Genomic DNA, 24,056 nt, shown 5'->3' with positions numbered 1-24,056 from the left:
GTCTTAGTCGTTTTGACCGGTTTTATAACCGACGCCACGGACAGTGAGAACGATCTGCGGGTTTTCCGGATCCTTTTCAATCTTCGCACGAAGTCGCTGTACGTGAACGTTCACAAGGCGGGTATCAGACGCGTGCCGGTACCCCCACACCTTTTCCAGTAGTTCCTCTCGGGTGAAAACCTGGCGTGGCCTGCGTGCCATTTCCAACAGAAGATCAAACTCGAGAGGGGTGAGCTGAATCTCTTCATCGCCACGGCGCACCAAATGGCCGGGCACGTCGATGGTGAGGTCGCCGATCTCCAACAATTCGCTAGGCTCTTCGTCGGTGCGACGCAGACGCGCCCGAATGCGAGCAACCAGTTCCTTAGGTTTAAACGGCTTGTTTACGTAGTCGTCAGCACCAGACTCAAGCCCCAATACAACATCGACCGTGTCAGTTTTCGCCGTAAGCATGACCACAGGAACCATCGACTCTTGTCGAATCGCGCGGCAAATGTCCACGCCGTTCATCCCTGGCAGCATCAGGTCGAGCAATACTAGGTCCGGCTGTTCACGCTGGAACGTTGCCACCGCTTCTGCCCCGTCCATCACGGCAACGGTGTCAAAACCTTCAGCCTGTAGGACAATCGACAACATCTCTGAAATCGCTGGATCGTCATCGACGACGAGAATTTTGGCATTAGTCATGATTTCCTATGGTTCCTTTGTAAAATCCGCGTGGGAGTATTGATAAGGATCAATCATAGATTCTTTTTAGCTTCGATGCGGCTAACAATCCGTTCCGCGATTCCTGTGACTGACTCTTCTGGTTGTGCAACGATCCACTCCCCAGCCCAGCTTTCCGAGGCAAGCCACTGGTATGCCGCACTGGTACGGGACTGCAGATCGCCATCAGATTCATAGATGTCCTTGGCCCGTGTCGCGTCCGCCGCCGCACGAAGCTCAGCTCGTTCCGACGCAACCGCCACCGGGGTAGCCAACAGAATTTGCAGATCCGGCTTCGGCAGGCCGAGCGTGCCGAATTCCAAGTCTGCGATCCAGGTTGCCATCGATTGCTCCCGAGTGCGCGCGACAGAATACGCAGCGTTCGAGGCAACGTAGCGGTCTAGCAGCAACACCTTCCTATCAGATGCGGCGGCCCGCAGCTTATCGACGACCCCGGCGCGATCTAGCGCAAACAGCGTGGCCATCGCGTAGGCGCTATTTGTCAGGTCCCCCATTTCACCGCGGAGTGCACGCGCAGCTAACTGGGCATGGATCGATTCCTCATATCGCGGGAATGCAAGCTGCTCGGCGTCGATACGCGCGGTAAGCGCCCGCGCTAGCGTGTTCTTGCCTGCGCCGTCAATGCCTTCAATACAAATGATCACGGCTAGTTCAGCGCCTCGAGGTAGACCTCAAGGTCTTCCTCGGTGTCTGCCTCCTCAAGAATGGCTGCGGACCGCTCCCTGAGGAGCTCCGACCCGGAACCAGCGAGTTCACGAACGAATGGATAGTTTTCTGCGATCTCGCCAGCGCTAAAGGGCGCTCCGGCCCAGATCGCGGCGATGGTTGCTGCAAGAAGTCCGTTGGCGACTTCTTCTTCGTTGACAGCCTTGTTGCTGGCTACCAGTGCGACTGCGTCATCTATGGCTTCGACAATATCTTCTGAATCGAGCGTGGCAATCTCATCGAGGAAATCGACATTGCTTTCATTAGCGAAGATTGCGATATCCCAGGCTCCCATTTTTCTCCTGACTACAAGGGTCGCGACGAATTGCGCGATCAGCGGGGTGAGTGTCCAACTTAGGGTCACTACTAGATTTACTTTGCTCGGGCACTAATTTCCACTACAGCAGTTTCAGAACGATCTTGCCCCATCGATAGCAGATCAGCAGCGAAGTTTCTGAATATTTTTCATGCGCAAGGGTTTCCCCGAAACACGTCACATGCTAGGGTCAGCGTTGTTATTAAGTTGTTACTTGCAGTTGGGTTGTAACAATTTCGAGATGAACAGCGATAACACAGGTGAATTCAAAAATTGAATCGCTGTTATCGCAACTTGAGGAGCGCCGTCAGTGAACACACATACCCGTGGGTTTGTAGTCTTCGTTGCCATGGGCTGCGTCGCTGCTGGCGCTACCGGGTGGGGAGTGTGGCGTGCCACCGCCCCTGATGATGCGTTCGCTGCTAACGAAACCACGACTTCTCGCACTGCGTCTCCCGTAACGATTGTCACAACGGCCGTACCTACCCCCCAGCCCACGGAGACTACCCCCGGATCGGCGGATGCTTCCGAACGGCACAAGATGCCTCAGCAGCAAGCCAAAGTTTCACAATCCGATCCATATTTGGCACCCAATGCATACATCCCAGATTCACAGACCCCTGTGACTCCGCCAACCCGTGTCTACGCGCCAAACTCGCTGCAGCCGACTCCAACTGGCGACCATGCTGCCACCTCACCTTCGACGACGGCGACTGATCCAACTCCGTCCCAGCCGACTGATAACCCAAACAACCCTACTGAGCCACCGGTTACCACCTCACCCACTGAGCCATCGAATCCGCCAACCGAACCTACGGATACTTCGGTTCCAACTGAGCCGACACCAGAACAGCCCACTGAGGTGACGCCGGAGCCAACTCCTACCGACGCACCTACGGGAACCGCTCCGGCCCCATCTGAGGAAACGCCAACGACATCGGTAGAAGAGCCCTCCCCCATAGATCCTGCTGAGCCTGGCAGCACTCCAGAGCCTTCCGCGACACCGACAACCCCTACCCCAACGCCAACCGCTGGAGCAGCAAGGTTGTCCCCTTTTGAGGCTTTGAACTTCTAACCTCATACCCGAAAAGGCGGCTGAGTAGCACTATCCACTCAGCCGCCTTTTAGTTCTTTTGCGCAACTACACCGTAGCAACAAACACTTCGGCCCCGGCACCGGACAGCTCGATGCTCGGGTCGCTGGCAGGAACCCAGGCAGCTTGGCCGGCCGGAATACTCAACTCGGTGGCGCCACACACGCAATGTGCCTCGCCCGCAGTAACTAGCACAATCATCGGGCCATCATGGCTCAGCGTCATAGCTTCCTCGACGTCAATGCGAGAAAGCTTGAACTCGTCAATTGGAATTGGATACGTGGTAACAGCATCTGCGCGCTGTGCCGCAACTCGGGGATCGCTCAAAGACTCAAAATCGAGCACCCGCACCAACTCGGGAACATCCACATGCTTGGAAGTGAGACCACCACGGAGAACATTGTCGGAATTCGCCATGATTTCCACGCCTAGCCCCTTGACATAAGCATGGAGTTGGCCCGCGTCTAGATAGACCCCTTCACCCGGGCGTAGCGAGAACTTGTTGAGCAAGAGCGCTCCAAGAACACCCACATCGTATGGGTATCGGTTATGCAACGCCACCACATTTGTCAGCGCTTCGCGCATCCACTCGGGCAGCTCTGGATCTCCCAAGGCGAGGGTGGCGCAAGTGACGATGTCGTCGATAAGCTTGGTGCGGTTGGCGCCAGGAATAGTTATCCACGTAGTAAATAGGACTCGCAAATCAGCAGATTCTGCAGCAGGCGACCCCTCCAGCATGGACACGTAGCGACTCACTTCGGAGCTGCCGAGGCGCTCGAATAGCGCCATCGTGTCAGCCAGGGGACGGAAACCCGCCATAGCTTCAAAATCAGTCAGCGCAACAATCAGCTCGGGCTTGTGGTTATCGTCTTTATAGTTGCGATTGTCAGCAGTTGGGTCGATGCCGCACTCGTTTTCGCGCGCGAAACCCTCCTGAGCCTGTTCGCGGGAAGGGTGCGCCTGCAGCGACAGCGGTTCTCCGGCAGCCAAGATCTTCAACAGGAAGGGCAGTCCCTCCCCGAATTTCTCACACACCCGCGCACCCAGGTTCGACTCTGGGTCAGCGGCAATAACATCGATGAGTTCAGTCTCTCCCACAGTCGCTGATCCGCCGGGGTGGGCACCGAACCACAGTTCCGCTTCTGGACGCTCGGATGGCACCGCCTCTCCCCGCAGGTTCGCCATATATTCGCGAGATCCCCATGGGTAGTGCCGGATCTTCCCCGTCAGCAATTCCATCTACGGCTCCTTATAAGACTGCAGCTGCTAGTCCTCGAACTATGAGACGTAGCATATTCTCGAGAGAACACGATCCGTCTCCACTACTTTGGGCGCTGGCAAACGGCAACGTTGTGTCGGGTTGCGCCCAGACAACGATTCTCAAGGGTAGCACTGGTTCGGTGGTCGGCTCGAACGGGTCATAGAAAACGTCCGGGGCAGCTGATTGCAATTCTGGTAACGCTACTGCCAACTCTGCAGCTTCCAGCACTCCGCTGACCATGGCTTTTCCTGTCCACAACACTGCCATCAAATTCGCAATGGCACGACCAACCCCGTCATTACCGGTGTGTATGACGCGAGAGTGCGCCGCAAACGCCTTCAATGCTCGGGCCTCGTTGACTAGTTCATCTCGTTCTGGAGCTACCGCTAGCAGTTCCGCATCGACACCGTCGGCTGCAAGCTCCAACTGCTCAAGGACGATTTGATCGGCACGTGTTAGGGAAGCTACTACGGCATACATTGCAGCAATGACGCTTGCCGGCGAGCCCCCTATCCCATTAGGCGGACCGCCAACGAGAGTGACCTGGGCAGGGGCCTCGGCACGCAATGGCCCCTCGGAAGGAGCTATCAAAAGGCTCGGGCATCCCCGTTGGGCGGCCGCATGCAAGCTGATTTCCTGCGACGCACTGCCTTTTGAGGAGGCCACCAAGACCGCATCCAATGGACCTGCGAAGCGCGGAAGTTCGGATACCACGCTGATCGGCAATGGCAGTGGCTCCAGTAGGGCAATGGCACATTCCGCTGCTGCGCGGCTCAGGTCATCTGCCACCACAACGACGAGGCTGCGCGGGCGCAATTCGCGAATCTCTGTGCACCAACCATCACGCAGTAGGTTTGCGGCACCGCGCACATAGGCGCCCTCGTGGGCGACATCAAAGAAACGGACGGCGTCGCGATCATACATGGCTTAAGTTCCTTATGCCCTAATCACTGCTAGGATTTCGGCGCTGAGGTTATCCACTTCCGTGCGAGTAGGCGCCTCCACGTTCAGGCGCAGCAACGGCTCCGTGTTCGAGGCACGCACATTGAACCAGGCGTTAGTGTCTTTCAGCTCAACAGTTACACCGTCGAGTTCATCAATGCTCTCGATTCGATCCGCAAAGTGGTCGAGTACAGCCTGGGTGCGCTCACCCTGTGCTGCTTTAGAGGCAAGTTGGGAGTTGATCTCACCAGAGGCTTCGTAGCGGTTGTATTTGGCCATCATCTCCGATAGAGGCTGGTCCTGGGAACCGAGGGCCGCCAGCACATGCATCGCTGCAAGCATGCCAGAATCGGCATTAAAGAACTCGGTGAAGTAATAGTGCGCCGAGTGCTCGCCGCCGAAGACTGCGCCTTCATCTGCCATGGTTTTCTTGATGAACGAGTGCCCCACCCGCGTGCGCACGGCAACGCCGCCGTTTTCAGCAATGATTTCGGGGACCGACTTCGAGGTGATCAGGTTATGGATGATTGTGGCACCAGGATTCTGGCCGAGGTAGCGTTCCGCAACGATTGCGCAGATCGCAGAAGGGCTTACCGGCTGGCCGTTTTCGTCGACAACAAAGCACCGGTCAGCATCCCCATCGAAGGCCAGACCAATGTCTGCACGGGTTTCTAGCACGAATTTCTGCAAGTCAACGAGGTTCTTTGGATCGAGCGGATTGGCTTCATGATTGGGAAAGTCCCCATCTAACTCGAAATAGAGTGGCTCAATTTCCAAAGGCAGGCCACCTAGGACCGCGGGCACGGTGTGTCCGCCCATGCCATTGGCGGCATCCACAGCAACCTTCAGGGGGCGGATGCTAGAAAGATCCACCAAATCACGCAAGTACTCCCCGTAGCCAGCTAAGACATCCTCCGCACGTTGCGTACCCGCCTCGCCCACGTAACCTGGCACGCCCGTCACCAGATCGTCAATGATGGTGCGGAGACCGGAGTCTTGACCGACGGGACGCGCTCCAGATCGGCACAGCTTAATGCCGTTGTAGGCAGCAGGATTGTGAGAGGCGGTGAACATTGCACCTGGGCAGTTCATGACGCCTGAAGCGTAATAGAGCTGATCCGTAGAGTTCAGCCCCAACATGACTACGTCTACTCCCTGCTCTGTGACGCCGTCAGCAAATGCTTGGGCAAGGCCAGGCGATGAAGCGCGCATGTCGTGACCGATTGCTACCTGTGGGGCAGATTCTTCTCGCATGAGGCGACCGAACGCTGCACCAACGTCGTGAATAAAGTCGGTATCAATGCCGTCCCCTACGATGCCACGGACATCATATGCTTTGATGACGGCTTCGACAGCTTCACGAGAACGGGGTGCAGAGTTGCGCATAAATGCTCCTTTTAGACGAACACGCGTCAGGAGCTTTGAGCCTGGCGCGCACTACTTCCCCACAAGTCTAGATCAATCTTCGTCATCAACTACGTACAGATGCGCGCGACGACGTCCCTTGTCGGCTTCTTTTCGGGTATACCGATGGATCGGATGGTTTTGATCTGCTTCTTCTACTACCAGCCCGGAAGACTGCCTACCAGCTTCGCGGACGGCCTCTGCTAGAGCCGTGAGGTCATCGTCATCTTCGGCATCGTTAATGCCAGATACGCGCAGCATTTCCCAGCCCAGCGGGGCTGTTATCTTCGCCGCATGCTCCTCGCACAGATCCCAGCTGTGTGGTTCTGCAGCAGGTGCCAGCGGGCCGATGACCGCGGTAGATTCTGCGTAAGCGTACGTCAACGTGGCGACGGCAGGTTTACCACATCCAGGACGGCTACAACGACGAAAATTACTCACGCGACAAAGTCTAGACCTTTAGTTCACACTTTGGGTAGTACTGAGACGGCGTGGCTTCCGCCCGGACGGAAACTAGCCCCTAAAGTTGCAGCTATGGACGTTAGGACTGCCCGGAATAGGCACGGTCGCGGAGTACGTGGGTCGGTACTCCCCCAGGCTGCTCCGCGCTACCGCACGCGACCTCAGCTTTTCGACGCAGCTGTCCTCGAAGCCTACGCGCCGATCGCAAACGCCTATCCCGAAGAGTTGGCAAACCTGGATATCGCTGTGGACACTGTGCCACGTATGCGATTGAGCGCCGATATGACAGTGCTGCCTGATGAAATAGTTGCCGATGGACCAGTGCCATTGGGGCGGGTAATTCCCGCTGGCATCGATAGGCGCGGCACGCCAACCCGACCAAGGATTGTGCTGTTTCGTCAGCCTATTGAGCACAGGTGCGCAAATAACGAAGAGCGCGGCGAGATCCTCCGTATGGTTCTCACTGCGCTGGTTGCCAATCATCTCAACATCGATCCGATTGAGATAGATCCTGGCTTTAGCTGGTAATTAACCGATCTGTTTCTTCAGGCGACGGCGCTCACGCTCCGACAGTCCACCCCAGATGCCGAATCGTTCATCGTGCTCAAGGGCAAACTCTAGGCATTCATCTCGGACGCCACATGCCTGACAGATTCGCTTTGCCTCGCGGGTCGAGCCACCTTTTTCAGGGAAGAAAGCTTCCGGGTCGGTTTGCGCACAGAGCGCTTGATCTTGCCACTCCTGCTCGACCGCACCAAAGAGGGCATCGAAGGATAGGTCAGACCCAGTGTCTAGCCCGGACCCCATTCCGCGGGAAGTTGCGTCATTCGCCACAAACTCCATCGACGCGCCTCCTTCTTCCGTTGGTATTTTTGCAACTTTTCGATACAGACCGTGTTGACTGTTCACCACGTGCCGTTCGACTTACACAAATGTGATTACACACCGATCACTAGATATCGTCAACCCAGCTTGGCGATATTTTCCAAATGTTCAGCATTTTCCCAAGAAGAAAACCCCACCAGTCACACGATTAACATCGTGCACGAGTGGGGGGATAAGTGCGGGGGTACTACATGTAGTGTTTCATACACCCATGAACGACAAGCGTCGACGCCTTACGGCGTGTCGCGAGACAAATGCTTGACTTCTGTCCCGCAACACCAATTAGGCATCTGAAGAAAAACGCACTCCGTTGTCGGGAATCTCAACGCCCGGCCATACGCGCATTCCGCCTTTGAGCTCACAACGAGCTCCGATCTTCGCGCCATTGCCGATGACGCAATCGGAAATACGCGCGTTAGCCCCGATATGGACGCCAGAACCGATGATGGAATTCTCGATCACAGCACCCGGTTCAATAGTCACACCGTCAAACACCACAGTGGCGTCGAGACGCGCTCCTGCGCCGATCTCAGACCCGCGACCGATAACTGTGCCACCGAGCAGCCAAGCACCGTCATTGACACCCGCTGTCTCATCGACGAGGCTCTCGCCCGTGCGTCCGTCCAAAATCGGCGACGGCGCGATTCCGCGCACGATATCGGAGGAACCGCGCACGAAATCATCCGGTGTGCCCATGTCACGCCAATAGGACTGATCCACATAGCCATAAACCCGACGACCATCTTCGAGTAAACGTGGGAAAGTCTCTCGCTCAACAGACACTGGCCGACCAGCAGGAATGGTTTCAATGAGCTCGCGCCTGAAAACATAGATCCCTGCATTGATCTGATTAGTTGGGGGATCTTCCGTCTTCTCCAAGAATTCAGAAACCCGCCCCTCAGCATCGGTAGGCACGCAGCCAAAAGCACGTGGATCAGCCACCCGAACCAAGTGCATGGTCAGATCCGCATTCTTAGTCTCATGGGTTTCCAGCACCTTAGTCAGGTCAGTGCCGCCGAGTACATCACCGTTAAATACCATCACGGTCTCATGACGCAGTTTGTCGTAGACGTTTCGGATACCGCCACCAGTACCTAGGGCCTGTTCCTCCACCACATACTCAATCTCCAGCCCCATTTCGGAACCGTCCCCGAAGTATTCTTCAAACACTTCGGCTTTGTAAGAGGTCCCCATTACCACGTGGGTGATGCCGGCAGCCTTGATCCGAGCAAGCAGGTGGGTCAGAAAGGGCACACCAGCCGTCGGCAGCATCGGCTTCGGGGTAGACAGCGTCAACGGTCGCAACCGGGTGCCTTTGCCGCCAACGAGGATAACTGCGTCAGTTTCTTTTGCCAGAGTTTCAATCGACATGAGGTTTCTCAATCCTTTTGTTCTGATTTACGAGACTGCGCAACAGCTACCGCAACTTCACTGCGCACCTTAAGACCGATCCACAGAACCGCACGGATCGGAGCCTGCCACCAATGCGGATGGCGATCAGCCTGGAATTTATACGCACTGCGATGGTGCGCGGGAAGCATCAGCTCGGGGTGGGAGCCAGCCACATGCCCTTTGCTGTGTTGAATCTGTGCTGCGGGGCAGAACACATTGTCCCAGCCAGCCTTCCCAAGACGATCTCCTAGGTCAACATCTTCCATGTACATGAAATACCCGTCATCAAAACCGCCAATCGCATCGAATGCTTCCCAGCGCACAAGCAAACAGGAGCCAGAAAGCCAACCAGCCGCTCGCTCCTGAGACATATCCGCATCATTGAGGTACGCCTGCGACCAAGGGTTCGAGGGCCAGACAGCCGAGAAAAGCGCGTGTCCAATACCGTTAGCCAAGGTGGGAACCGCACGCGCCGAAGGATACGCAGAGCCATCAGCTTCACGAATATAAGGGCCTACCGCCCCAGCCTTCGGCCAACGACGTGCGCAATTGAGCATCTCATCAATTGAATCCGCATCGAACACCACGTCGGGGTTCGAAATTACAAAAAACTCCGAGTTGATCTCCCCAGCATCGCGGCGCTCACGCAACTGCCGGGCAGCTAAGTTGATCGCCCCGCCGTAGCCAAGGTTTCCGCCGGTAGACAGGTACTCCACATGATCATAAGCTTCCGCCGCAGCTTCAGGTGCTCCGTCCACGGAACCGTTATCTGCCATCACAACTAGGCAGGGGTCACTCGATGCCGCAGGCACTGAATCCAGGAAAGACTTGAGGTACTTTCCTGGCGAGTACGTCACGGTAATGATCGCAATTGGGGCATTCACAATTTTCACAGTGTAATCGACACCGAGTTCCGCAGTGCTGTCCGCCACTCCGGCAATGGCGTCAATTCAGCGGCTCGCCAGCTCTCAGTGGACAGCACCGACCACTCCGGTCTCCGGGCGGGGCGCGGGAACTGCGCTGTAGTACATGGCTGAACCAAAGTTGGCTTTGCACCGGCAAGCGCGTACACCTCCCGCGCAAGCTCGAACCAGGAAGCCTGGCCAGCGCCAACTCCATGCAGCACGCCGTCAATTTCGCGTTCAGCGATCTGCCACAGCCCCTCAGCCAAGTCGACCGCACAGGTAGGGCTGCCCATCTGATCGGCGACCACGTTGGCAGGTTGAGCAGCACGCGCCATAGCTAACATTGTGGACACAAAGTCTTTGTGTGGCTGCAGATCTCCGGTAAACAGCCACGCGGTTCGAACAATCGTGGCCGAAGGCAGCGCTGCTAACACAGCCTGTTCTCCTGCAAGTTTGGTACGTCCGTATACCGTGTCTGGGTTCTTCGGGTCATTGACATGCAGCGGGCGCTGTAAGCAGCCGGCACCAAATACGTAGTCAGTGCTCACATGAATGAACCGAGCATTAAGCCGATCAGCAACTCGAGCGAGCTCGCCAGGTGCGAGGGCATTAACTGCATGCGCGGTCGTTTCATCCGACTCCGCAGCATCAACGTTGGTATATGCAGCGGTGTTGATGATCACATCCGAACCTGCGAGCTTATCGACGTCAATCTCCGTAACATCAAAATAAGGCCTGCTCAGCGCAGTAACCTCCACCCCGGCCGGGGCCGTGCTCACAAGTGCCTGCCCCAATTGGCCGTTGCCTCCAACTACTGCTACGCGCATTGCCTTAGACTCCTTAGCCGACTAACCTTTACGCTCTAAATTACTCATCAATTATTGGGGAGCTCCACGTGCCCGAAAAACGTCGCCACGCGCGGGATATTCAGCCTGCCCCGATCCCACAACCACGCTTCCGTCAAACGGGCCCGAAATCACTCCGAATGATGCTTGCGGCATTGTCAGCTCTTGTGCTGATCGTATCTGGTGTGGGCTATTCACTTGTGGGAAACATCGGAAACGACATCGCCTCTGCTGGCGGATTGTCCCTCGGGGGCGGCGGCAAAGGCGTAAAGAACGCGAAGGACGGCGCTACCGATATTCTGCTGGTCGGTTCTGATTCGCGCACCGACGCGCAAGGCAATCCCTTGTCTGATAGCGAAATCGGCATGCTGCGCGCTGGCGATGAGGAGAATGACAATACGGACACCATCATGGTTATTCGTGTACCAAATGACGGCTCCTCGGCCACTGCCATCTCAATCCCACGCGATACCTATATCAAAGACAGTGAGCTGGGAAACACTAAGATCAACGGCGTTTATCGGGGGCACAAGTCTGCTAAGCGCGAGGAGCTCATGGCTGCCGGCATGACCGACGAGAGCAAGCTTGAGTCCCAGTCCACCGATGCAGGCCGTAAGGCCCTCATCGATACCGTTGCTAAGCTCTCCGGAATCACAGTGGACCACTACGCGGAGATCGGACTCCTCGGATTTGTGCTCTTTACCGACGCAGTCGGTGGCGTAGAAGTCTGCCTCAATGAGGACACACAGGATGAATACTCTGGAGCGAACTTCCACAAGGGAGTGCAAACCCTCCAGGGGCCAGACGCGTTGTCCTTTGTCCGCCAACGTCATGGTCTCCCCCGCGGTGACTTGGACCGTATCGTTCGCCAACAGGCATTCATGGCTTCTCTGGTTAGCCAAGCACTGGAAACCGGCACCCTCACCAACCCCGGCAAGCTGCAAGGGCTATCCCAAGCCGTGCGTCGTTCGGTTGTCATCGACGAAGACTGGGACGTCATGAGCTTTGCTACCCAGCTTCAGAATCTCGCTGGCGGAAATGTCCGCTTTGAGACTATTCCGGTGACGTCAATCGACGGCGTAGGCGATTACGGAGAGTCCGTGGTCACTATTAATCCCGAAGAAGTACACGCCTTCTTCAATACCCTGTTAGGTTCCGGGGCCACCGCTACCCCAACCCCCACTTCCACGCCGAAGAACGAAGCGGCAAAGGCCGAACTACACGTTCTCAACGCAACTACAACTGAAGGGTTTGCGTCCCAGGTCGCCAGCGCAATGAAGAACGCAGGATATCAAGTCATTGACGTCGGCAATGCGCCTGCAGGCATGTACAGCCAAACCCAGGTAGTAGCAGCTTCTGCCTCTTCCCCAGCAGCGCAGGCCCTTGCAGCTGAACTCGGTGGCGTGCCTGTCGCCGAATCGCCATCGCTGGATCAAAACAGCCTCGTCTTGGTAGTTTCCGATGACTACTCGGGGCCACGCAGCAATGAGACTCTGACTCCGGCCGAGTCTGAAGGCGAATCTGTGGGACAGCCAGGCGCGGACTTTGGCGAAGATGTTGAGGTTGCACCTAGCATCGATGCAGGTGGCAACGGACCACGCTGCGTTAACTAGTCACCTTCCCGCAACGTTCACTTAGAAAACTCTCTAATGTGGGGCATATGGAACTTCTTCGCACAGCCATGGAAGCTGATCCGGCTGCCCCGCGTCTGACGATTTACAACGAGACAACCGGAACGCGCCTCGACTTTTCAGCGCTCACCTTGGATAACTGGGCAGCAAAAGTAGGCAATATGCTGCTTGAAGAATTTGATCTTGAGCCAGGCGACACCATTGCGATTGACCTGGCCCCCTCCTGGCAAGCAACGGCAATTTCACTCGGTGCTCTCGCTGCGGGCATGTCCGTTCATTTTGGTTCAGACAACGCAGATGTCCTATTTACCAGCCTTGGTTACGAACGGGATGATCGTCACCCAGATGTGGCAATTGTCACTAATGACCCTTTCGGTCGTGGCGTCGCCGAAATTGGTGCCGAGCTTCCGGAAGGCTGTGTAGATTTCGGCCCCACAGTTCGCTTCTACGGAGACCAGTTCTACGAGCCAACCGCGCCGCTGGCAGACCTACTCAACATCGATGTCTCCCAGGTGAAACAGGGTGAAAGACTACTGTCCACCGGTTGGCACAATTGGGATGAGTTTGTTCGCCACGTGTTAGTCCCCATCGCTACTGGTGGCAGTGCAGTAGTGGTTTCTGGACCAACTGCCACTGAGCGACTCGAAAAAATTGCACAGGCTGAACGTATTACCGAACGCGTTGCACCCTGATACTTTTTAAAGACATGGCTTCCGTTTCGTTTTCCGATGTCACGATTAGATACCCTGGCGCTGCTTCCCCCACCGTCAGTGGCCTCGACCTAGAAATCAAGGACGGCGAGTTCCTTGTACTGGTCGGCCCTTCAGGATGTGGCAAATCGACAGTGCTGCGTTCGCTCGCCGGCCTCGAGCCGATCGAATCTGGAGCGATCTTCATCGGAGACAAAGACGTAAGCAATTTGGAGCCCGCCGACCGCGACATCGCGATGGTGTTCCAAAATTACGCCTTGTACCCGCATATGTCTGTAGCTGACAACATGGGGTTCTCCCTCAAGCTTTCTAAAATGCCCAAGGATCAGATTCGCGCCAAAGTTGAAGAGGCTGCTGAGATCCTTGGACTCACCCCATATTTGGATCGCAAACCGAAGGACCTCTCCGGAGGGCAGCGCCAGCGCGTAGCGATGGGTCGTGCGATTGTCCGCAGTCCACAGGTCTTTTTGATGGACGAGCCGCTGTCCAACTTGGATGCTAAATTGCGGGTCCAAACCCGCACGGAGCTCGCTGCGCTGCAGCGTCGTTTGAAAACCACAACCGTGTACGTCACGCATGACCAAGTAGAGGCCATGACTATGGGCGACCGCGTTGCCGTCCTCAAGGACGGCCTGTTGCAGCAGGTAGCCCCACCTCGGGAGCTCTACGATCATCCGGCCAACGAGTTTGTCGCAGGTTTCATCGGTTCACCGTCGATGAATTTCTTGCCTCATAGCCACCCCAAGCATGGCGCAGTAACTTTGGGAATCCGTCCCGAGCACGTTCGCCCACACAACGAACCTGTATCCGGCTCCATTAGGGCCGTAGTAGACATCGTGGAGGAACTTGGAAGCGAGTCCTATGTCTACGCGCACCTTGCGGAGAATCCCGAGATTACGATCGTCAGCCGCCAACTTCCTGGTAGCTCTCCCGCTCCGGGAACAACTGTCTACCCTGCTTTCGATCTCGAGCACGCACACTTTTTCTCCAAAGAGACTGGACAGCGGCTGGATTAACGCTAGATTTGATATACATCCCTAACTGGAAAGGTTATAGCCTCATGAAGTTCACTCGTCGAACTGCAGGAATTCTTGCAGCAACCGGTATGGCGGCTGCACTCGTCACTGGTTGTTCCTCAGATTCGGGCAAGGACGGTGCCGCTGGCTCCTCCGAGTCCAACACCTCCCGTGGCCCAATCACGTTTGCAATGGGCAAGAACGATACTGACAAGATCAAGCCGGTCATTGAGAAATGGAATGCCGAGCATCCAGACGAGAAGGTTGAGCTTAAGGAGCTAGCCGGCGAAGCCGATGCCCAGCGCGACACCCTCGTCCAGTCCCTGCAGGCCAAGAACTCTGACTACGATGTCATGGCCTTGGACGTCATTTGGACCGCAGACTTCGCCGCTAATCAGTGGCTCGCACCTCTCGAAGGCGACCTGAAGGTAGATACCTCCAAGCTGCTGGAATCTACCGTCGATTCCGCAACCTACAACAAGAAGCTCTACGCCGTTCCACAGAACACTAATGGTCAGCTGTTGTTCCGCAACACCGAGCTGGCACCAGAAGCACCAAAGAACTTCGACGATCTGAAGAACTCCTGTAAGCAGGTTAAGGAGGCGGACTGCCTCACCCTGCAGCTCAAGCAGTACGAGGGCCTCACTGTGAACACCGTAGGGTTCATGGAGGGTTGGGGCGGCCAGGTCTTGAATGAATCTGGCGCAGCGAGCGTGGACAGTGCAGAGGCGAAGGCCGGCCTCCAGGCGCTTGTCGACGCCTATGGTGACGGCACCATCGCAAAGTCTTCCATCTCCGCTACTGAGGAGGAAACCAACCTTGCCTTCACCGAGGGCAAGACTGCGTACGCCGTGAACTGGCCTTACATGTACTCGAACTCTGAAGAGGCAGCTGTCAAGGACAAGTTTGAGGTTCAGCCACTTGTAGCTAAGGATGGTGTCGGCGTCTCTACTTTGGGCGGTTATAACAACGGAATTAACATCAATTCCAAGCACAAGGCCACCGCACGTGACTTCATTGAGTTCGTTATCAACGAGGAAAACCAGAAGTCCTTCGCCGATAACTCCTTCCCACCAGTGCTCGCTTCCATCTACGATGACGCAGCCTTGGTTGAGAAGTACCCTTACCTGCCAGCACTGAAGGAATCTCTGGAGAACGCTTCACCTCGTCCAGTCTCGCCCTTCTACCCAGCGATCTCTAAGGCTATCCAGGACAATTCCTACGCCGCACTTACCGCTGGTAAGAGCGTTGATGATGCAACCCGTGACATGAAGGCTGCCATCGAGAACGCTTCCAAGTAAGCACAGCGGAAGGATAATTAATGAAGCACAGGTCAGCGTATGCGTTGATTGCCCCAGCGCTAACCGTGTTAGCGGTTGTCATCGGCTACCCGATCCTCAGGGCCATTTGGTTATCCTTCCAAGCTGACAAACATCTAGATCCTGACACCGGCGTCTTCGTTGAAGGCGGATTCGCCGGTTTCCAGCATTATCTTTACTGGTTGACACAACGCTGCATGAGCTCTTCAGGCGAGATTGGCAGCTGTCCCCCAGGCGTGATTTCTACTGATTTTTGGCCAGCAGTTCGCGTCACCTTGTTCTTCGCTGTAGTTACCGTTTTGTTGGAGACGGTTCTGGGCCTGTGGATGGCCACCGTGATGAACCGCGAGTTCCGGGGACGTGGCCTGCTGCGCGCAGCGGTGCTCATTCCTTGGGCCATCCCTACTGCAGTTACCGCAAAGCTGTGGCAGTTCATCTTTGCCGATCATGGCATCGCTAACTCTTTACTTGGTACCTCAGTCGGGTGGACTACCGACCCTTGGGCGGCTCGCTTCGCCGTCATCATTGCGGACGTGTGGAAGACCACCCCGTTTATGGCGCTCTTGATTCTCGCCGGTCTGCAAATGATCCCGAAGGACGTTTATGAGGCTGCCCGTGTCGACGGCGCTAGCACTTGGCAGATTTTCACGCGGATTACACTTCCGCTGGTAAAACCAGCGCTGATGGTGGCGGTATTGTTCCGCACCCTCGATGCGCTGCGAATGTATGACCTACCGGTGATCTTGATTTCCGCTTCCTCGAACTCCCCTACCGCGACGATCTCCCAGCTTGTGGTGGAAGATATGCGCCAAGGTCACTTCAACTCCGCCTCGGCCTTGTCTACCTTAATTTTTCTGCTCATTTTCTTCGTAGCCTTTGTGATGATTCGATTCCTCGGTGCTGACGTCAATAAGAAGGGGGCCCGCAAGTGAAAGCCGCCCGCAACTACCTCGCAGTTGTCCTCATCTTGATCTGGGGTCTTGCCCCGTTTTATTGGATGGTTGTCACCGCATTCCGGCATAAGAGCCATACCTTCGACACCACACCGTGGCCTACTCACGTCACCCTGGATAACTTCGCTGATGCGCTCGCTACGGACAAAGGCAATGATTTCCTTGGGGCGATCGCTAACTCACTGCTCGTGGGCTTGATTACGACGGTTCTCGCTGTCGCGGTGGGCGTTTTTACGGCCTATGCGCTTGCGCGCTTGGAGTTTCGTGGCAAGGGTTTTGTCACTGGCATTGTGCTAGCCGCGTCGATGTTCCCGGGCATCGCACTGGTCACTCCGTTGTTCCAGCTCTTCGGCGATATGGATTGGATCGGCACATACCGTGCGTTGATTATCCCGAATATTTCCTTCGCGCTGCCGCTGACCATTTACACCCTGGTGAGCTTCTTCCAGCAACTACCTTGGGAATTGGAGGAAGCGGCGCGTGTCGACGGCGCCTCCAGAGGCCAAGCATTCCGACTGGTGTTACTGCCCTTGGCAGCCCCAGCGCTCTTCACTACGGCAATCCTGGCGTTCATTGCGACGTGGAACGAGTTCATGATCGCGCAGCAGCTTTCCACCAATGCTACGGAACCGGTCACGGTGGCTATTGCCCGCTTCTCGGGTCCGAATTCCTTTGAGTACCCTTATGCTTCGATCATGGCCGCGGGGGCGCTAGTCACTATTCCGTTGGTGATCATGGTGCTGATTTTCCAGCGACGTATCGTGGCCGGTCTCACAGCTGGTGGCATCAAGGCTTAAACTAGTGGCATGACTGAGGATCCACACAAGCACACCCGTAGGCAGCTACAGTTTCAGGCGCTTACGGGTTTCTTGGGGTTTCTCGCTTTTATGTCGGTGATACAGGCAACCATCAATGTGATGCGACCAGAGCCTGCATTATGGCCGGCAATTCTAGCCCTCATTTTGGTGTTGCTGACGGTCATCGTGTGGCGCATCGGCCGGAAGTAGGTTGTTTTCCTGAATGGCCGCCAGGGACAGCAGGGCATCTTCTTCTGACAACACGCTCATAGCGAATCCATTTTGGATCAACACATAGTCGCCTACTGCCACCTCCGGGACATAGGCGGTACAGCATTGGCGAACCTGACCGGCAACATCGATGACGGCCGTCGGCATGAGGCCATTGTCTACGCTCACGATTTTGGCTGGAATTCCGAGGCACATAGCTCTAACCTTAGCCTTCCTCTGCCACGTTGATGCCCATCGCGCCGGCTGGTGCAGAGGTGATAGGCAGGCACGGATCCGCCGCACGTATCGACGCCTCCAGCTCCACCCCGGAGCTCAATGACTCACACAGCATCTCCGCTAACCACCACTCATTTTGAGCGGTAGGAGTAAGGATCTGGCACTCAATCAACCGACCCGAGGCATCGGAGACATAGCGATGCACCAGCAAGCCTCGTGGCCCCTCCACGATTCCGATACCTTCGCCGGCTTGCTGCTTGCCCTCAAATAGCACTTCCCCGGCGCACAGCTCGGAAGACTCGAGGATCTCTGCAATCGCCAGGACGCTGCTCATCAGCAATTCCTGTTGTGCTTGTTTCGGACCTAGCGGAGCTGCGTCGACTACGGACCGGGCGACTGGGCCTACACGGTAAGGCCTGCCATGCACCAGCGGTCGCGGTGCTGGGTCGCCTGGAACCGACTCGACCACACACTGCGAAAACTCCGGGACCAGAAAGCTCGTGCCGTCTGAAAGCAGCACCCGATTTCCTAAAGGGTCCAGCGTGCCCCCTAATGCCAGTGTCATGCTCAGACCGCTAAAGGTGTCTTCCCAGTGATCATCCTTTGGCAGCTGCTGGATAGCACTCTTGAGCGCGGGCAGCTGGGTTGCCAGCTCGGTAGCAAGCTCGTGATTGGCGGGCGCTCGGACTCCGCCCGGCACCGCTACATCGGGGAAGTGCCCGGAGCAGCCTGCTGTGGCCATCGCAAGTTTGCCGACCTTTTTTAGTGCCACCGCTAGATCCCTATCCACCGTGAACAAGCGTGGCGCCACTGCATCCAGAATCGACCCATAATTGAGCAGACTGCGGACTAGTCGGGCGGTTTCCGGGATCTCCGGCACACCAAACAATGCATCCAAGGCCCGTACCCCAGCGAGGTGGTGTGTTACTGGGCAGATCCCGCAAAGGCGCTTGACGATGTCGGGAACCGCGCGCACCTCCTTGCCTAAGAGCAGTGGGTCGAGGCGCGGGAGTCCGGAGAGATCGAAGCGGGCGTCGATAATGGCGCCGTCCTCATCCTTTTTGTAGCTGACCCGGGCTTCAAACGGGTCCACGAACTGATCGAGGGTGAGCGTCGTAATGCTCATCGCGGCTCTCCTAGCGGATAATGGGATCTATGCATGAATTAGGGATTCTGACGGGTGTTGTCTCCACGGTAACGAATGCAGCTGCGGGGCGGGCGATTTCCGCCGTGGGGCTGAAAGTTGGCACTCGCAGCGGTGTCATCGAGGAAGCACTAATGGCAGCATGGCCGATCGCGACAGCGGGCACGGCCTGCGAAGACGCCGAATTGCGCATCGAGGTCATCACCGCAACTGTCTTTTGCCCGCAGTGCGATACCGAACGTGCGATAGATGAGTATTTCGCGCTCACCTGCCCCGTGTGCGACTTCCCCACCGCAGACTTAAGGCACGGGAAAGAGTTTGAGGTTGCCTTTGTGGATGTGGAATCCTAGCCGAGCCACTGCTCGATAAGGGTCTCGGCAGCCACCACCGCTTCCGGGATCGCTGCTGCCACCGAAGGCGACATCCCTACGTTGAGGTCGGTATCAGCCACCACAATCCCCACGACACCTACCCGCTGCGGTTCTCGACCTAGCAGCCGAGCTGCTGAGAGCAGATCCAGCAACCCAACCTGATGCGGGGAAAGCTTCGAATTAAGTAGCCTCGGGATCTGATCCCCCACCAAGGTCACCACGTCCCCTACTTTGCCGGGTCCGGCGAGGGCATCGAGGATGAGCAGGTTCTGGGCATCCTGGATCAGTGGCAGTAGCTCCATTCCTGAAGTGCCACCATCTACGAATTCCACCTTTGCAGCCTGAGGGTTTTCCTGAGGGGCGTCGTCAAGCATCGGCGTAAACGAGCGGGAGGGCACCCACGCCAGCTCATCCTCCTCCCCACCCTGCAGGCGACGCAGAATGGCAAGGCCAACTGCGTCGTCGGTCATGATGGGGTTCCCGATGCCAATGACGGTGATACGCGGCTGCTTAGACATTGCCGATTCTGTGCGCATCGCGAGGAATCGTCCCCTTGCGGATCCACACACCGCCGTTGATCATTGAAGAAATACCGCCCAGCGTTTCTTGATTATCGGCGCGCACCGCTAGGTACACGTGGATCACCACAAAAGTCCAGAGGATGAACATCAAAGCGGCATGCACTAGTCGGACAAAAGGCACGCCAAACCAGTGGACTGGCGCAGATATTGCGGCCCAGATCCAGCTCGACTGCTCTGCGAGTCCGAACAGCGCCAAACCCGTAATGAGCTGAATGATGCACAAGCCGTAGATCGCCGTGTATGCGAGCTGCTGCAGCGGATTGTGTGCCAGATAGGTGGGATGGTCCTTCTTCACAAAGAGGTAATACAAGATGGTGTCCCACAGGCCGTTGACGTCCCGCATCGAGTCAAAAGGCCACAGCGAACGCCATCGGAGTTGTCTTTGGGCGGAAAACAGCCACAGGCTCAAACGCCAAATTCCCATTGCGATCCAGGCGAATCCCGCGAGGAAATGGGCGAAGCGCATGTACCCCATGAGGTATCCAACTTCGCCAGGGTTAGTCGGCTGAGCGCCAAAGAATGGGTCCATGATGTAGTAGCCGGTCAGGCTCATCATGATGATGAGGAAGACATTTGCCCAATGCTGAAAGCGCAACGCCTTTGACCAGAGGTGGACTCGGACCCATTGATTGTTTCCAACGTGGCCGTGTTCCTCGGGCTTATCAATGCCCATCGCAATGAAGCCCTCGACGTAATACTGAGTCTTCTGCCCAATGGCATCAACATCCGCCACTGCTACCGTCAGGATACGGTGGCCGAGGATACGTGCTGCTTCGAAGTTATCAACGAAGTCCCGCTTCTTCGTTCGCTCCATCGAGGCTTTCTCAAGCACCGCGTGAGTATCACCGCGCATGACAAGCTGGCGCCCAACCCCGTTGCCGATACTGGCCAGCGAGTACTTTGCCGAAGGATTAACGGGCACGTATTCGCTTGCTACGATCGGGCCAGCTTCCCGCTGCAAAGCCAGCTCTACAGGATCATTGGTCCCTGCAGGCGCAGCCGCAGCGAACTCGAGCAATTCCTCCGGCGTGTACTTGCCAGCGGAATACACTTGCGCAATGCGGATCTCCCGCTGCCGTGAGCTGAGCGAGGTAGTCATGAGGTCATCACCTGGAAAAGTGGTTTGCCATCAGGGTCGAGCACGTGGACGGCGCACGCCATGCACGGGTCAAAGGAGTGGATGGTGCGCATCGGCTCCAGCGGCTGTTCTGGATCGACCAATGGGTGCTTGCCATCGCCGGAGAGCGCTTCTTCGTAGGGGCCAAGCTCGCCCTTCGGATCGCGTCCGGATGCCAGCCAGGTGGTTGGAACTACCGCCTGGTATCGGGAGACTTTGCCGTCCTTAACGGTCACCCAGTGGCTCAAGCAACCACGCGCAACTTCAACGAAGGCATAGCCCGACTTCTCTTCCGGCCATGAGCTCGGTTCCCATTTAGTGGAATCGAATACATCAATGTCACCATTCTTGATGCCCGCAATGAACTCCGGAAGCAGCGTGTTTGCCATTTGTTCCGCGTTGGTTGCGGCTTCAATAGCGCGAGCTAAGGTACGCCCAGCCGTTGAGTTCATTTGCTCGAGCTTGAAGCCAATCTTGTACATGGCGTCATCAAGGAGCTGCTTGGTCAGTGGTTCGTCTTGGGCATAGGCCAAGAGGACGCGGGCAACCGGTCCCATTTGCATGGCATGACCGTCATAACGTGGTGCCTTAGACCAGGTGTATTTGGTGTCATCTGCAAGCCACTCGTATGGCGGCTTTGGGCCAGTGTAGTTGACTTCGGTTTCACCGACAGCAGGGTGCAAGCCAGCATCGTCGCCCTCTTCGTAGGAGTACCACGCGGAAGAGACAAACTCTTCGATCTTGGACTCGTCGAACGGGTGGATGGTGCGGTAGTCACCGTTGAGGAAGATGCCCGGCTTGACCTTCGGATTCGGGGTGGTGGCGGGCATGCCGCCCTTGACCTTGCCGGAGTAGGTGGTGCCTTGCATACCGACGGCCATCATGTTTTCCGAGGCCTTGCCGATATCAAAGTAGTCCTTGTACACGCCCATGATTGCCAGCGCATCAGGGACGTAGCACTCATTGACAAACTCGGTGATTTCATCGATCCAGGACTTGATGCTGTCCAGGGTCACCTGGTTTACCGTCTCGGATTTGTCCGGATCGATGGAACACGCCATGCCGCCGACGAGGAAGTTGGGATGAGGGTTCTTTCCACCGAAGACGGTGGAGATGCGGATCATGGAACGCTGGAATTCCAAGGCGTCGAGGTAATGCGAAACCGCCATCAAGTTGGCTTCTGGCGGGAGCCGATAGTCTGGGTGTTCCCAATAGCCGTTTGTGAAGATGGAAAGCTGTCCCGAAGCCAAGACATCCTCCAAGGTCTTCTTAACCTTGGCGAACTTGTTTTCCGAGTTCAGCTTCCAGGTAGAGCCAATGGACTTTGCAAACTCGACAGTTTTGGCTGGATCCGCCTTTGCAGCTGAGACCACATTGACCCAGTCGAGTGCGTGCAGGTGATAGAAGTGAACCACATGGTCGTGAATGCCATGAGAACCCAACACCAACTGTCGAATCATTTGGGCTTGCTTCGGCGGGGTGGAACCGATCGCATCCTCAACTGCTGCTACCGAGGCAACAGAGTGGACTCCGGTGCACACACCGCAAATACGTCCGACGAACGCCCACACATCGCGTGGATCGCGGTCCTTGACGATGGTTTCAATCCCGCGAAACTGGGTGGTTTCTGCCCAGGCCTTCGAGATTTTGTCACCATCGCGCTCTAGCTCGAGTCGCAGGTGGCCTTCAATACGGGTCAGTGGGTCAATGACAACGCGTTCAGTAGCCATTAGTGTTCCTTCTTTTCTGCTACGGGGGCATCGCCGAATGCTGTCAGAGTTTCATTTGACTCGGATTCCCGCACTGGAATGGACTTAAACAAGGTCAATCCGCCGTGGATCGCTGTGCCTACGGCAGCAGCTCCGATCAGGCCTAGGCCGATCTTTTCCACCGGCTCTTCAATGCCGAAGCCCTTGATGTGTGGCAGTTCCTTGTAGAACGGTGTGAACTTGTCAAAGAAGTCCTTCTCGGTACAGCCGATGCAGGGGTGACCTGCGCCGATCGGCCAGCCAGACTTGAGGTTCCATTGCACGATCGGGCACGGGCTAAAGGTAGATGGCCCCTTGCAACCAACCTCGTAGAGGCACCAACCGTTTCGGGCACCTTCATCGTCGAAGGAGCGTACAAACTGGCCGGCGTCGAAATGCGCGCGACGTGGGCAGGAATCATGGATCCGCTGATCGTAGGCGAACAGCGGACGCCCTTCAGCATCCACTTCTGGAGCTTCGCCGTGAGTGAGGATGTACGTCAGAGACGCAGTGATAACCTCACCGATCGGTGGGCATCCGGAGACATTGATGACAGGTTTGTCGGTGATGATTTCATCTACACCCACAGCGCCGGTCGGATTTGGACGCGCAGCTTGGACGGAACCGTAGACTGCGCACGCACCGACGGCCAGCACGACGTCAGCGTTCTCGGCAGCTTCCTCCAAGACGTGTTTGACGGACTTGCCTCCGATGGTGCAGTAGATTCCGTCGTCCTTCATCGGGATCGAACCATTGACCACCAGAATGTGAGGCTCTTTGTTTACGTCATCCAGGGCTTTTTCTGCCGCATGCCCTGAAGCAGCCATGATGAGGTCGTTGTAATTAACGGACAGTAGATCGAGCACGAGCTCTTCTACTGTGGTTCCACCAGAGCGGATCGTGGATTCCATACAGCCGGTACATTCTTGTAATTGCAGCCACACCACGTTCGGTTTTTTAACCGCACCAAGTTTGTCAGCAATTTCTTCTGCAGCGGCTTCCGGCATCTTCGCAAAAGGAGAACCTACTGCGAATACACCGGCAAGTCCGCCGCACATTTTAAGGAAATCTCGACGCGGAACACCGCGGAGTTCCAGATTCTCGGCGAGGGTTTCACCTTGCCAGTTAGCACCAAAATTCATTTTGGCGAGCCCCATTCCATATTTTGTGACTCGAGACACAATAATTAACTAATGCCAGCAGGCATCACTAGTTGAACCGTAGCAAGTATCACCGCACTTAGGGAGTAGGTATTACCACTTTGCTAACCCAACATTGTTCAACGC

The 24,056-nt window shown here is 56.3% G+C and carries 25 protein-coding genes and 1 pseudogene; 9 read left to right on the top strand and 17 right to left on the bottom strand.

Features of this window, described 5'->3' with window-relative positions; translation table 11 throughout:
* Positions 1-3 precede the first annotated feature (3 nt).
* From mtrA to WG915_RS07135, 3 genes are read right to left on the bottom strand one after another with little or no spacing between them, the layout of a single operon-like run.
* Positions 4-687, bottom strand: coding sequence for an MtrAB system response regulator MtrA (mtrA, locus tag WG915_RS07145; protein ID WP_339564688.1), 684 nt, complete (start codon positions 685-687; stop codon positions 4-6).
* Positions 688-740: 53 nt separating this feature from the next.
* Positions 741-1,370, bottom strand: coding sequence for a dTMP kinase (locus tag WG915_RS07140; RefSeq protein WP_339564687.1), 630 nt, complete (start codon positions 1,368-1,370; stop codon positions 741-743).
* A 2-nt stretch (positions 1,371-1,372) separates the two neighbouring features.
* Entirely contained in the window at positions 1,373-1,726 is a 354-nt protein-coding gene (locus tag WG915_RS07135) for a DUF4259 domain-containing protein (protein WP_339564735.1), read from the bottom strand.
* Between the two features lie 331 nt (positions 1,727-2,057).
* Between WG915_RS07135 and WG915_RS07130 the strand changes: the two genes are divergently transcribed.
* The gene (locus WG915_RS07130; RefSeq protein ID WP_339564686.1) at positions 2,058-2,822 is read left to right on the top strand and encodes a hypothetical protein; all 765 of its coding nucleotides are present in this window, start codon (positions 2,058-2,060) and stop codon (positions 2,820-2,822) included.
* A 66-nt stretch (positions 2,823-2,888) separates the two neighbouring features.
* Here the strand turns inward: WG915_RS07130 and manA are convergent, their stop codons facing one another.
* The 4 genes from manA to WG915_RS07110 form a co-directional block, all read right to left on the bottom strand.
* Complete coding sequence (manA, locus tag WG915_RS07125) at positions 2,889-4,079, bottom strand: mannose-6-phosphate isomerase, class I (protein ID WP_339564685.1); 1,191 nt, start codon at positions 4,077-4,079, stop codon at positions 2,889-2,891.
* A 10-nt stretch (positions 4,080-4,089) separates the two neighbouring features.
* Positions 4,090-5,025 carry a hypothetical protein gene (locus tag WG915_RS07120; protein ID WP_339564684.1) on the bottom strand — a complete coding sequence of 312 codons (936 nt, stop codon included), beginning with the start codon at positions 5,023-5,025 and terminating at the stop codon, positions 4,090-4,092.
* A 12-nt stretch (positions 5,026-5,037) separates the two neighbouring features.
* The gene (locus WG915_RS07115) at positions 5,038-6,429 is read right to left on the bottom strand and encodes a phosphomannomutase/phosphoglucomutase (RefSeq protein ID WP_339564683.1); all 1,392 of its coding nucleotides are present in this window, start codon (positions 6,427-6,429) and stop codon (positions 5,038-5,040) included.
* A 72-nt stretch (positions 6,430-6,501) separates the two neighbouring features.
* Positions 6,502-6,888, bottom strand: a complete 387-nt coding sequence (locus WG915_RS07110; RefSeq protein ID WP_339564682.1) for a DUF3499 domain-containing protein — start codon at positions 6,886-6,888, stop codon at positions 6,502-6,504.
* Positions 6,889-6,981: 93 nt separating this feature from the next.
* On the opposite strand from WG915_RS07110, the gene WG915_RS07105 reads away from it, so the two are divergent.
* Entirely contained in the window at positions 6,982-7,437 is a 456-nt protein-coding gene (locus WG915_RS07105) for a metallopeptidase family protein (protein ID WP_339564681.1), read from the top strand.
* On the opposite strand, the gene WG915_RS07100 is transcribed toward WG915_RS07105, so the two are convergent.
* The 4 genes from WG915_RS07100 to rfbD all read right to left on the bottom strand — a co-directional run bounded on the left by WG915_RS07100 (position 7,438) and on the right by rfbD (position 10,918).
* Complete coding sequence (locus tag WG915_RS07100; RefSeq protein ID WP_445227798.1) at positions 7,438-7,716, bottom strand: WhiB family transcriptional regulator; 279 nt, start codon at positions 7,714-7,716, stop codon at positions 7,438-7,440.
* A 360-nt stretch (positions 7,717-8,076) separates the two neighbouring features.
* Complete coding sequence (locus WG915_RS07095) at positions 8,077-9,165, bottom strand: NDP-sugar synthase (protein ID WP_339564679.1); 1,089 nt, start codon at positions 9,163-9,165, stop codon at positions 8,077-8,079.
* 8 nt (positions 9,166-9,173) lie between these two features.
* Positions 9,174-10,118, bottom strand: coding sequence for a glycosyltransferase family 2 protein (locus tag WG915_RS07090; RefSeq protein ID WP_445227794.1), 945 nt, complete (start codon positions 10,116-10,118; stop codon positions 9,174-9,176).
* Complete coding sequence (rfbD, locus tag WG915_RS07085) at positions 10,076-10,918, bottom strand: dTDP-4-dehydrorhamnose reductase (RefSeq protein WP_339564677.1); 843 nt, start codon at positions 10,916-10,918, stop codon at positions 10,076-10,078. The genes WG915_RS07090 and rfbD overlap by 43 nt, the downstream gene beginning before the upstream one ends.
* A 68-nt stretch (positions 10,919-10,986) precedes the next feature.
* On the opposite strand from rfbD, the gene WG915_RS07080 reads away from it, so the two are divergent.
* The 6 genes and pseudogenes from WG915_RS07080 (at position 10,987) to WG915_RS07055 (ending at position 17,362) form a co-directional block, all read left to right on the top strand.
* Positions 10,987-12,549, top strand: coding sequence for an LCP family protein (locus WG915_RS07080; protein ID WP_445227793.1), 1,563 nt, complete (start codon positions 10,987-10,989; stop codon positions 12,547-12,549).
* Positions 12,550-12,596: 47 nt separating this feature from the next.
* Entirely contained in the window at positions 12,597-13,259 is a 663-nt protein-coding gene (locus WG915_RS07075; protein ID WP_339564676.1) for a TIGR03089 family protein, read from the top strand.
* Between the two features lie 14 nt (positions 13,260-13,273).
* Positions 13,274-14,293 (top strand): ABC transporter ATP-binding protein, encoded by a 1,020-nt coding sequence (locus tag WG915_RS07070; RefSeq protein WP_339564675.1) that lies wholly within the window; start codon positions 13,274-13,276, stop codon positions 14,291-14,293.
* Positions 14,294-14,337: 44 nt separating this feature from the next.
* A complete protein-coding gene (locus tag WG915_RS07065) occupies positions 14,338-15,594 on the top strand; it encodes an ABC transporter substrate-binding protein (RefSeq protein ID WP_339564674.1) in 1,257 nt (418 codons plus the stop codon).
* A gap of 20 nt (positions 15,595-15,614) precedes the next feature.
* Positions 15,615-16,526 (top strand): annotated as a pseudogene (locus WG915_RS07060) (carbohydrate ABC transporter permease); the annotation flags it as partial.
* 14 nt (positions 16,527-16,540) lie between these two features.
* A complete protein-coding gene (locus tag WG915_RS07055) occupies positions 16,541-17,362 on the top strand; it encodes a carbohydrate ABC transporter permease (RefSeq protein ID WP_339564673.1) in 822 nt (273 codons plus the stop codon).
* Between the two features lie 153 nt (positions 17,363-17,515).
* On the opposite strand, the gene WG915_RS07050 is transcribed toward WG915_RS07055, so the two are convergent.
* Entirely contained in the window at positions 17,516-17,788 is a 273-nt protein-coding gene (locus tag WG915_RS07050) for a HypC/HybG/HupF family hydrogenase formation chaperone (RefSeq protein WP_339564672.1), read from the bottom strand.
* A gap of 10 nt (positions 17,789-17,798) precedes the next feature.
* On the bottom strand, positions 17,799-18,935 hold the full coding sequence (locus WG915_RS07045) for a nickel-dependent hydrogenase large subunit (protein ID WP_339564671.1): 1,137 nt from the start codon (positions 18,933-18,935) through the stop codon (positions 17,799-17,801).
* Between the two features lie 29 nt (positions 18,936-18,964).
* Between WG915_RS07045 and WG915_RS07040 the strand changes: the two genes are divergently transcribed.
* Positions 18,965-19,303, top strand: coding sequence for a hydrogenase maturation nickel metallochaperone HypA/HybF (locus WG915_RS07040; RefSeq protein WP_339564670.1), 339 nt, complete (start codon positions 18,965-18,967; stop codon positions 19,301-19,303).
* Here WG915_RS07040 and WG915_RS07035 read toward each other — a convergent pair.
* Genes WG915_RS07035 through WG915_RS07020 form a run of 4 tightly spaced genes read right to left on the bottom strand, consistent with a single transcriptional unit; the run spans position 19,300 to position 23,912 of the window.
* A complete protein-coding gene (locus tag WG915_RS07035; protein ID WP_339564669.1) occupies positions 19,300-19,842 on the bottom strand; it encodes a HyaD/HybD family hydrogenase maturation endopeptidase in 543 nt (180 codons plus the stop codon). The genes WG915_RS07040 and WG915_RS07035 overlap by 4 nt on opposite strands.
* Entirely contained in the window at positions 19,835-21,004 is a 1,170-nt protein-coding gene (cybH, locus tag WG915_RS07030) for a Ni/Fe-hydrogenase, b-type cytochrome subunit (RefSeq protein ID WP_339564668.1), read from the bottom strand. The genes WG915_RS07035 and cybH overlap by 8 nt, the downstream gene beginning before the upstream one ends.
* Positions 21,001-22,752, bottom strand: coding sequence for a nickel-dependent hydrogenase large subunit (locus WG915_RS07025; protein WP_339564667.1), 1,752 nt, complete (start codon positions 22,750-22,752; stop codon positions 21,001-21,003). The genes cybH and WG915_RS07025 overlap by 4 nt, the downstream gene beginning before the upstream one ends.
* Positions 22,752-23,912: a hydrogenase small subunit gene (locus tag WG915_RS07020; protein ID WP_339564666.1), complete on the bottom strand. Its 1,161-nt coding sequence runs from the start codon at positions 23,910-23,912 to the stop codon at positions 22,752-22,754. The genes WG915_RS07025 and WG915_RS07020 overlap by 1 nt, the downstream gene beginning before the upstream one ends.
* Positions 23,913-24,056: the final 144 nt, after the last annotated feature.

Source organism: Corynebacterium sp. H128 (assembly GCF_037482625.1).
Lineage (GTDB): Bacteria > Actinomycetota > Actinomycetes > Mycobacteriales > Mycobacteriaceae > Corynebacterium.
Note: the sequence above shows the minus strand (reverse complement) of the source record. Positions and strands in the feature narration are given on the sequence as shown.

What these genes read in the sequence shown, in the direction of transcription:
- WG915_RS07045 (WP_339564671.1), bottom strand. Translation starts at nt 18,935, where the DNA reads ATGAGCATTACGACGCTCACCCTCGATCAGTTCGTGGACCCGTTTGAA.
- rfbD (WP_339564677.1), bottom strand. Translation starts at nt 10,918, where the DNA reads ATGCGCGTAGCAGTAGTTGGAGGCAACGGCCAATTGGGGCAGGCACTT.
- WG915_RS07120 (WP_339564684.1), bottom strand. Translation starts at nt 5,025, where the DNA reads ATGTATGATCGCGACGCCGTCCGTTTCTTTGATGTCGCCCACGAGGGC.
- WG915_RS07095 (WP_339564679.1), bottom strand. Translation starts at nt 9,165, where the DNA reads ATGTCGATTGAAACTCTGGCAAAAGAAACTGACGCAGTTATCCTCGTT.
- WG915_RS07025 (WP_339564667.1), bottom strand. Translation starts at nt 22,752, where the DNA reads ATGGCTACTGAACGCGTTGTCATTGACCCACTGACCCGTATTGAAGGC.
- WG915_RS07040 (WP_339564670.1), top strand. Translation starts at nt 18,965, where the DNA reads ATGCATGAATTAGGGATTCTGACGGGTGTTGTCTCCACGGTAACGAAT.
- WG915_RS07050 (WP_339564672.1), bottom strand. Translation starts at nt 17,788, where the DNA reads ATGTGCCTCGGAATTCCAGCCAAAATCGTGAGCGTAGACAATGGCCTC.
- WG915_RS07065 (WP_339564674.1), top strand. Translation starts at nt 14,338, where the DNA reads ATGAAGTTCACTCGTCGAACTGCAGGAATTCTTGCAGCAACCGGTATG.
- manA (WP_339564685.1), bottom strand. Translation starts at nt 4,079, where the DNA reads ATGGAATTGCTGACGGGGAAGATCCGGCACTACCCATGGGGATCTCGC.
- WG915_RS07070 (WP_339564675.1), top strand. Translation starts at nt 13,274, where the DNA reads ATGGCTTCCGTTTCGTTTTCCGATGTCACGATTAGATACCCTGGCGCT.
- mtrA (WP_339564688.1), bottom strand. Translation starts at nt 687, where the DNA reads ATGACTAATGCCAAAATTCTCGTCGTCGATGACGATCCAGCGATTTCA.
- WG915_RS07135 (WP_339564735.1), bottom strand. Translation starts at nt 1,726, where the DNA reads ATGGGAGCCTGGGATATCGCAATCTTCGCTAATGAAAGCAATGTCGAT.
- WG915_RS07105 (WP_339564681.1), top strand. Translation starts at nt 6,982, where the DNA reads ATGGACGTTAGGACTGCCCGGAATAGGCACGGTCGCGGAGTACGTGGG.
- cybH (WP_339564668.1), bottom strand. Translation starts at nt 21,004, where the DNA reads ATGACTACCTCGCTCAGCTCACGGCAGCGGGAGATCCGCATTGCGCAA.
- WG915_RS07115 (WP_339564683.1), bottom strand. Translation starts at nt 6,429, where the DNA reads ATGCGCAACTCTGCACCCCGTTCTCGTGAAGCTGTCGAAGCCGTCATC.
- WG915_RS07035 (WP_339564669.1), bottom strand. Translation starts at nt 19,842, where the DNA reads ATGTCTAAGCAGCCGCGTATCACCGTCATTGGCATCGGGAACCCCATC.
- WG915_RS07075 (WP_339564676.1), top strand. Translation starts at nt 12,597, where the DNA reads ATGGAACTTCTTCGCACAGCCATGGAAGCTGATCCGGCTGCCCCGCGT.
- WG915_RS07020 (WP_339564666.1), bottom strand. Translation starts at nt 23,912, where the DNA reads ATGAATTTTGGTGCTAACTGGCAAGGTGAAACCCTCGCCGAGAATCTG.
- WG915_RS07100 (WP_445227798.1), bottom strand. Translation starts at nt 7,716, where the DNA reads ATGGGGTCCGGGCTAGACACTGGGTCTGACCTATCCTTCGATGCCCTC.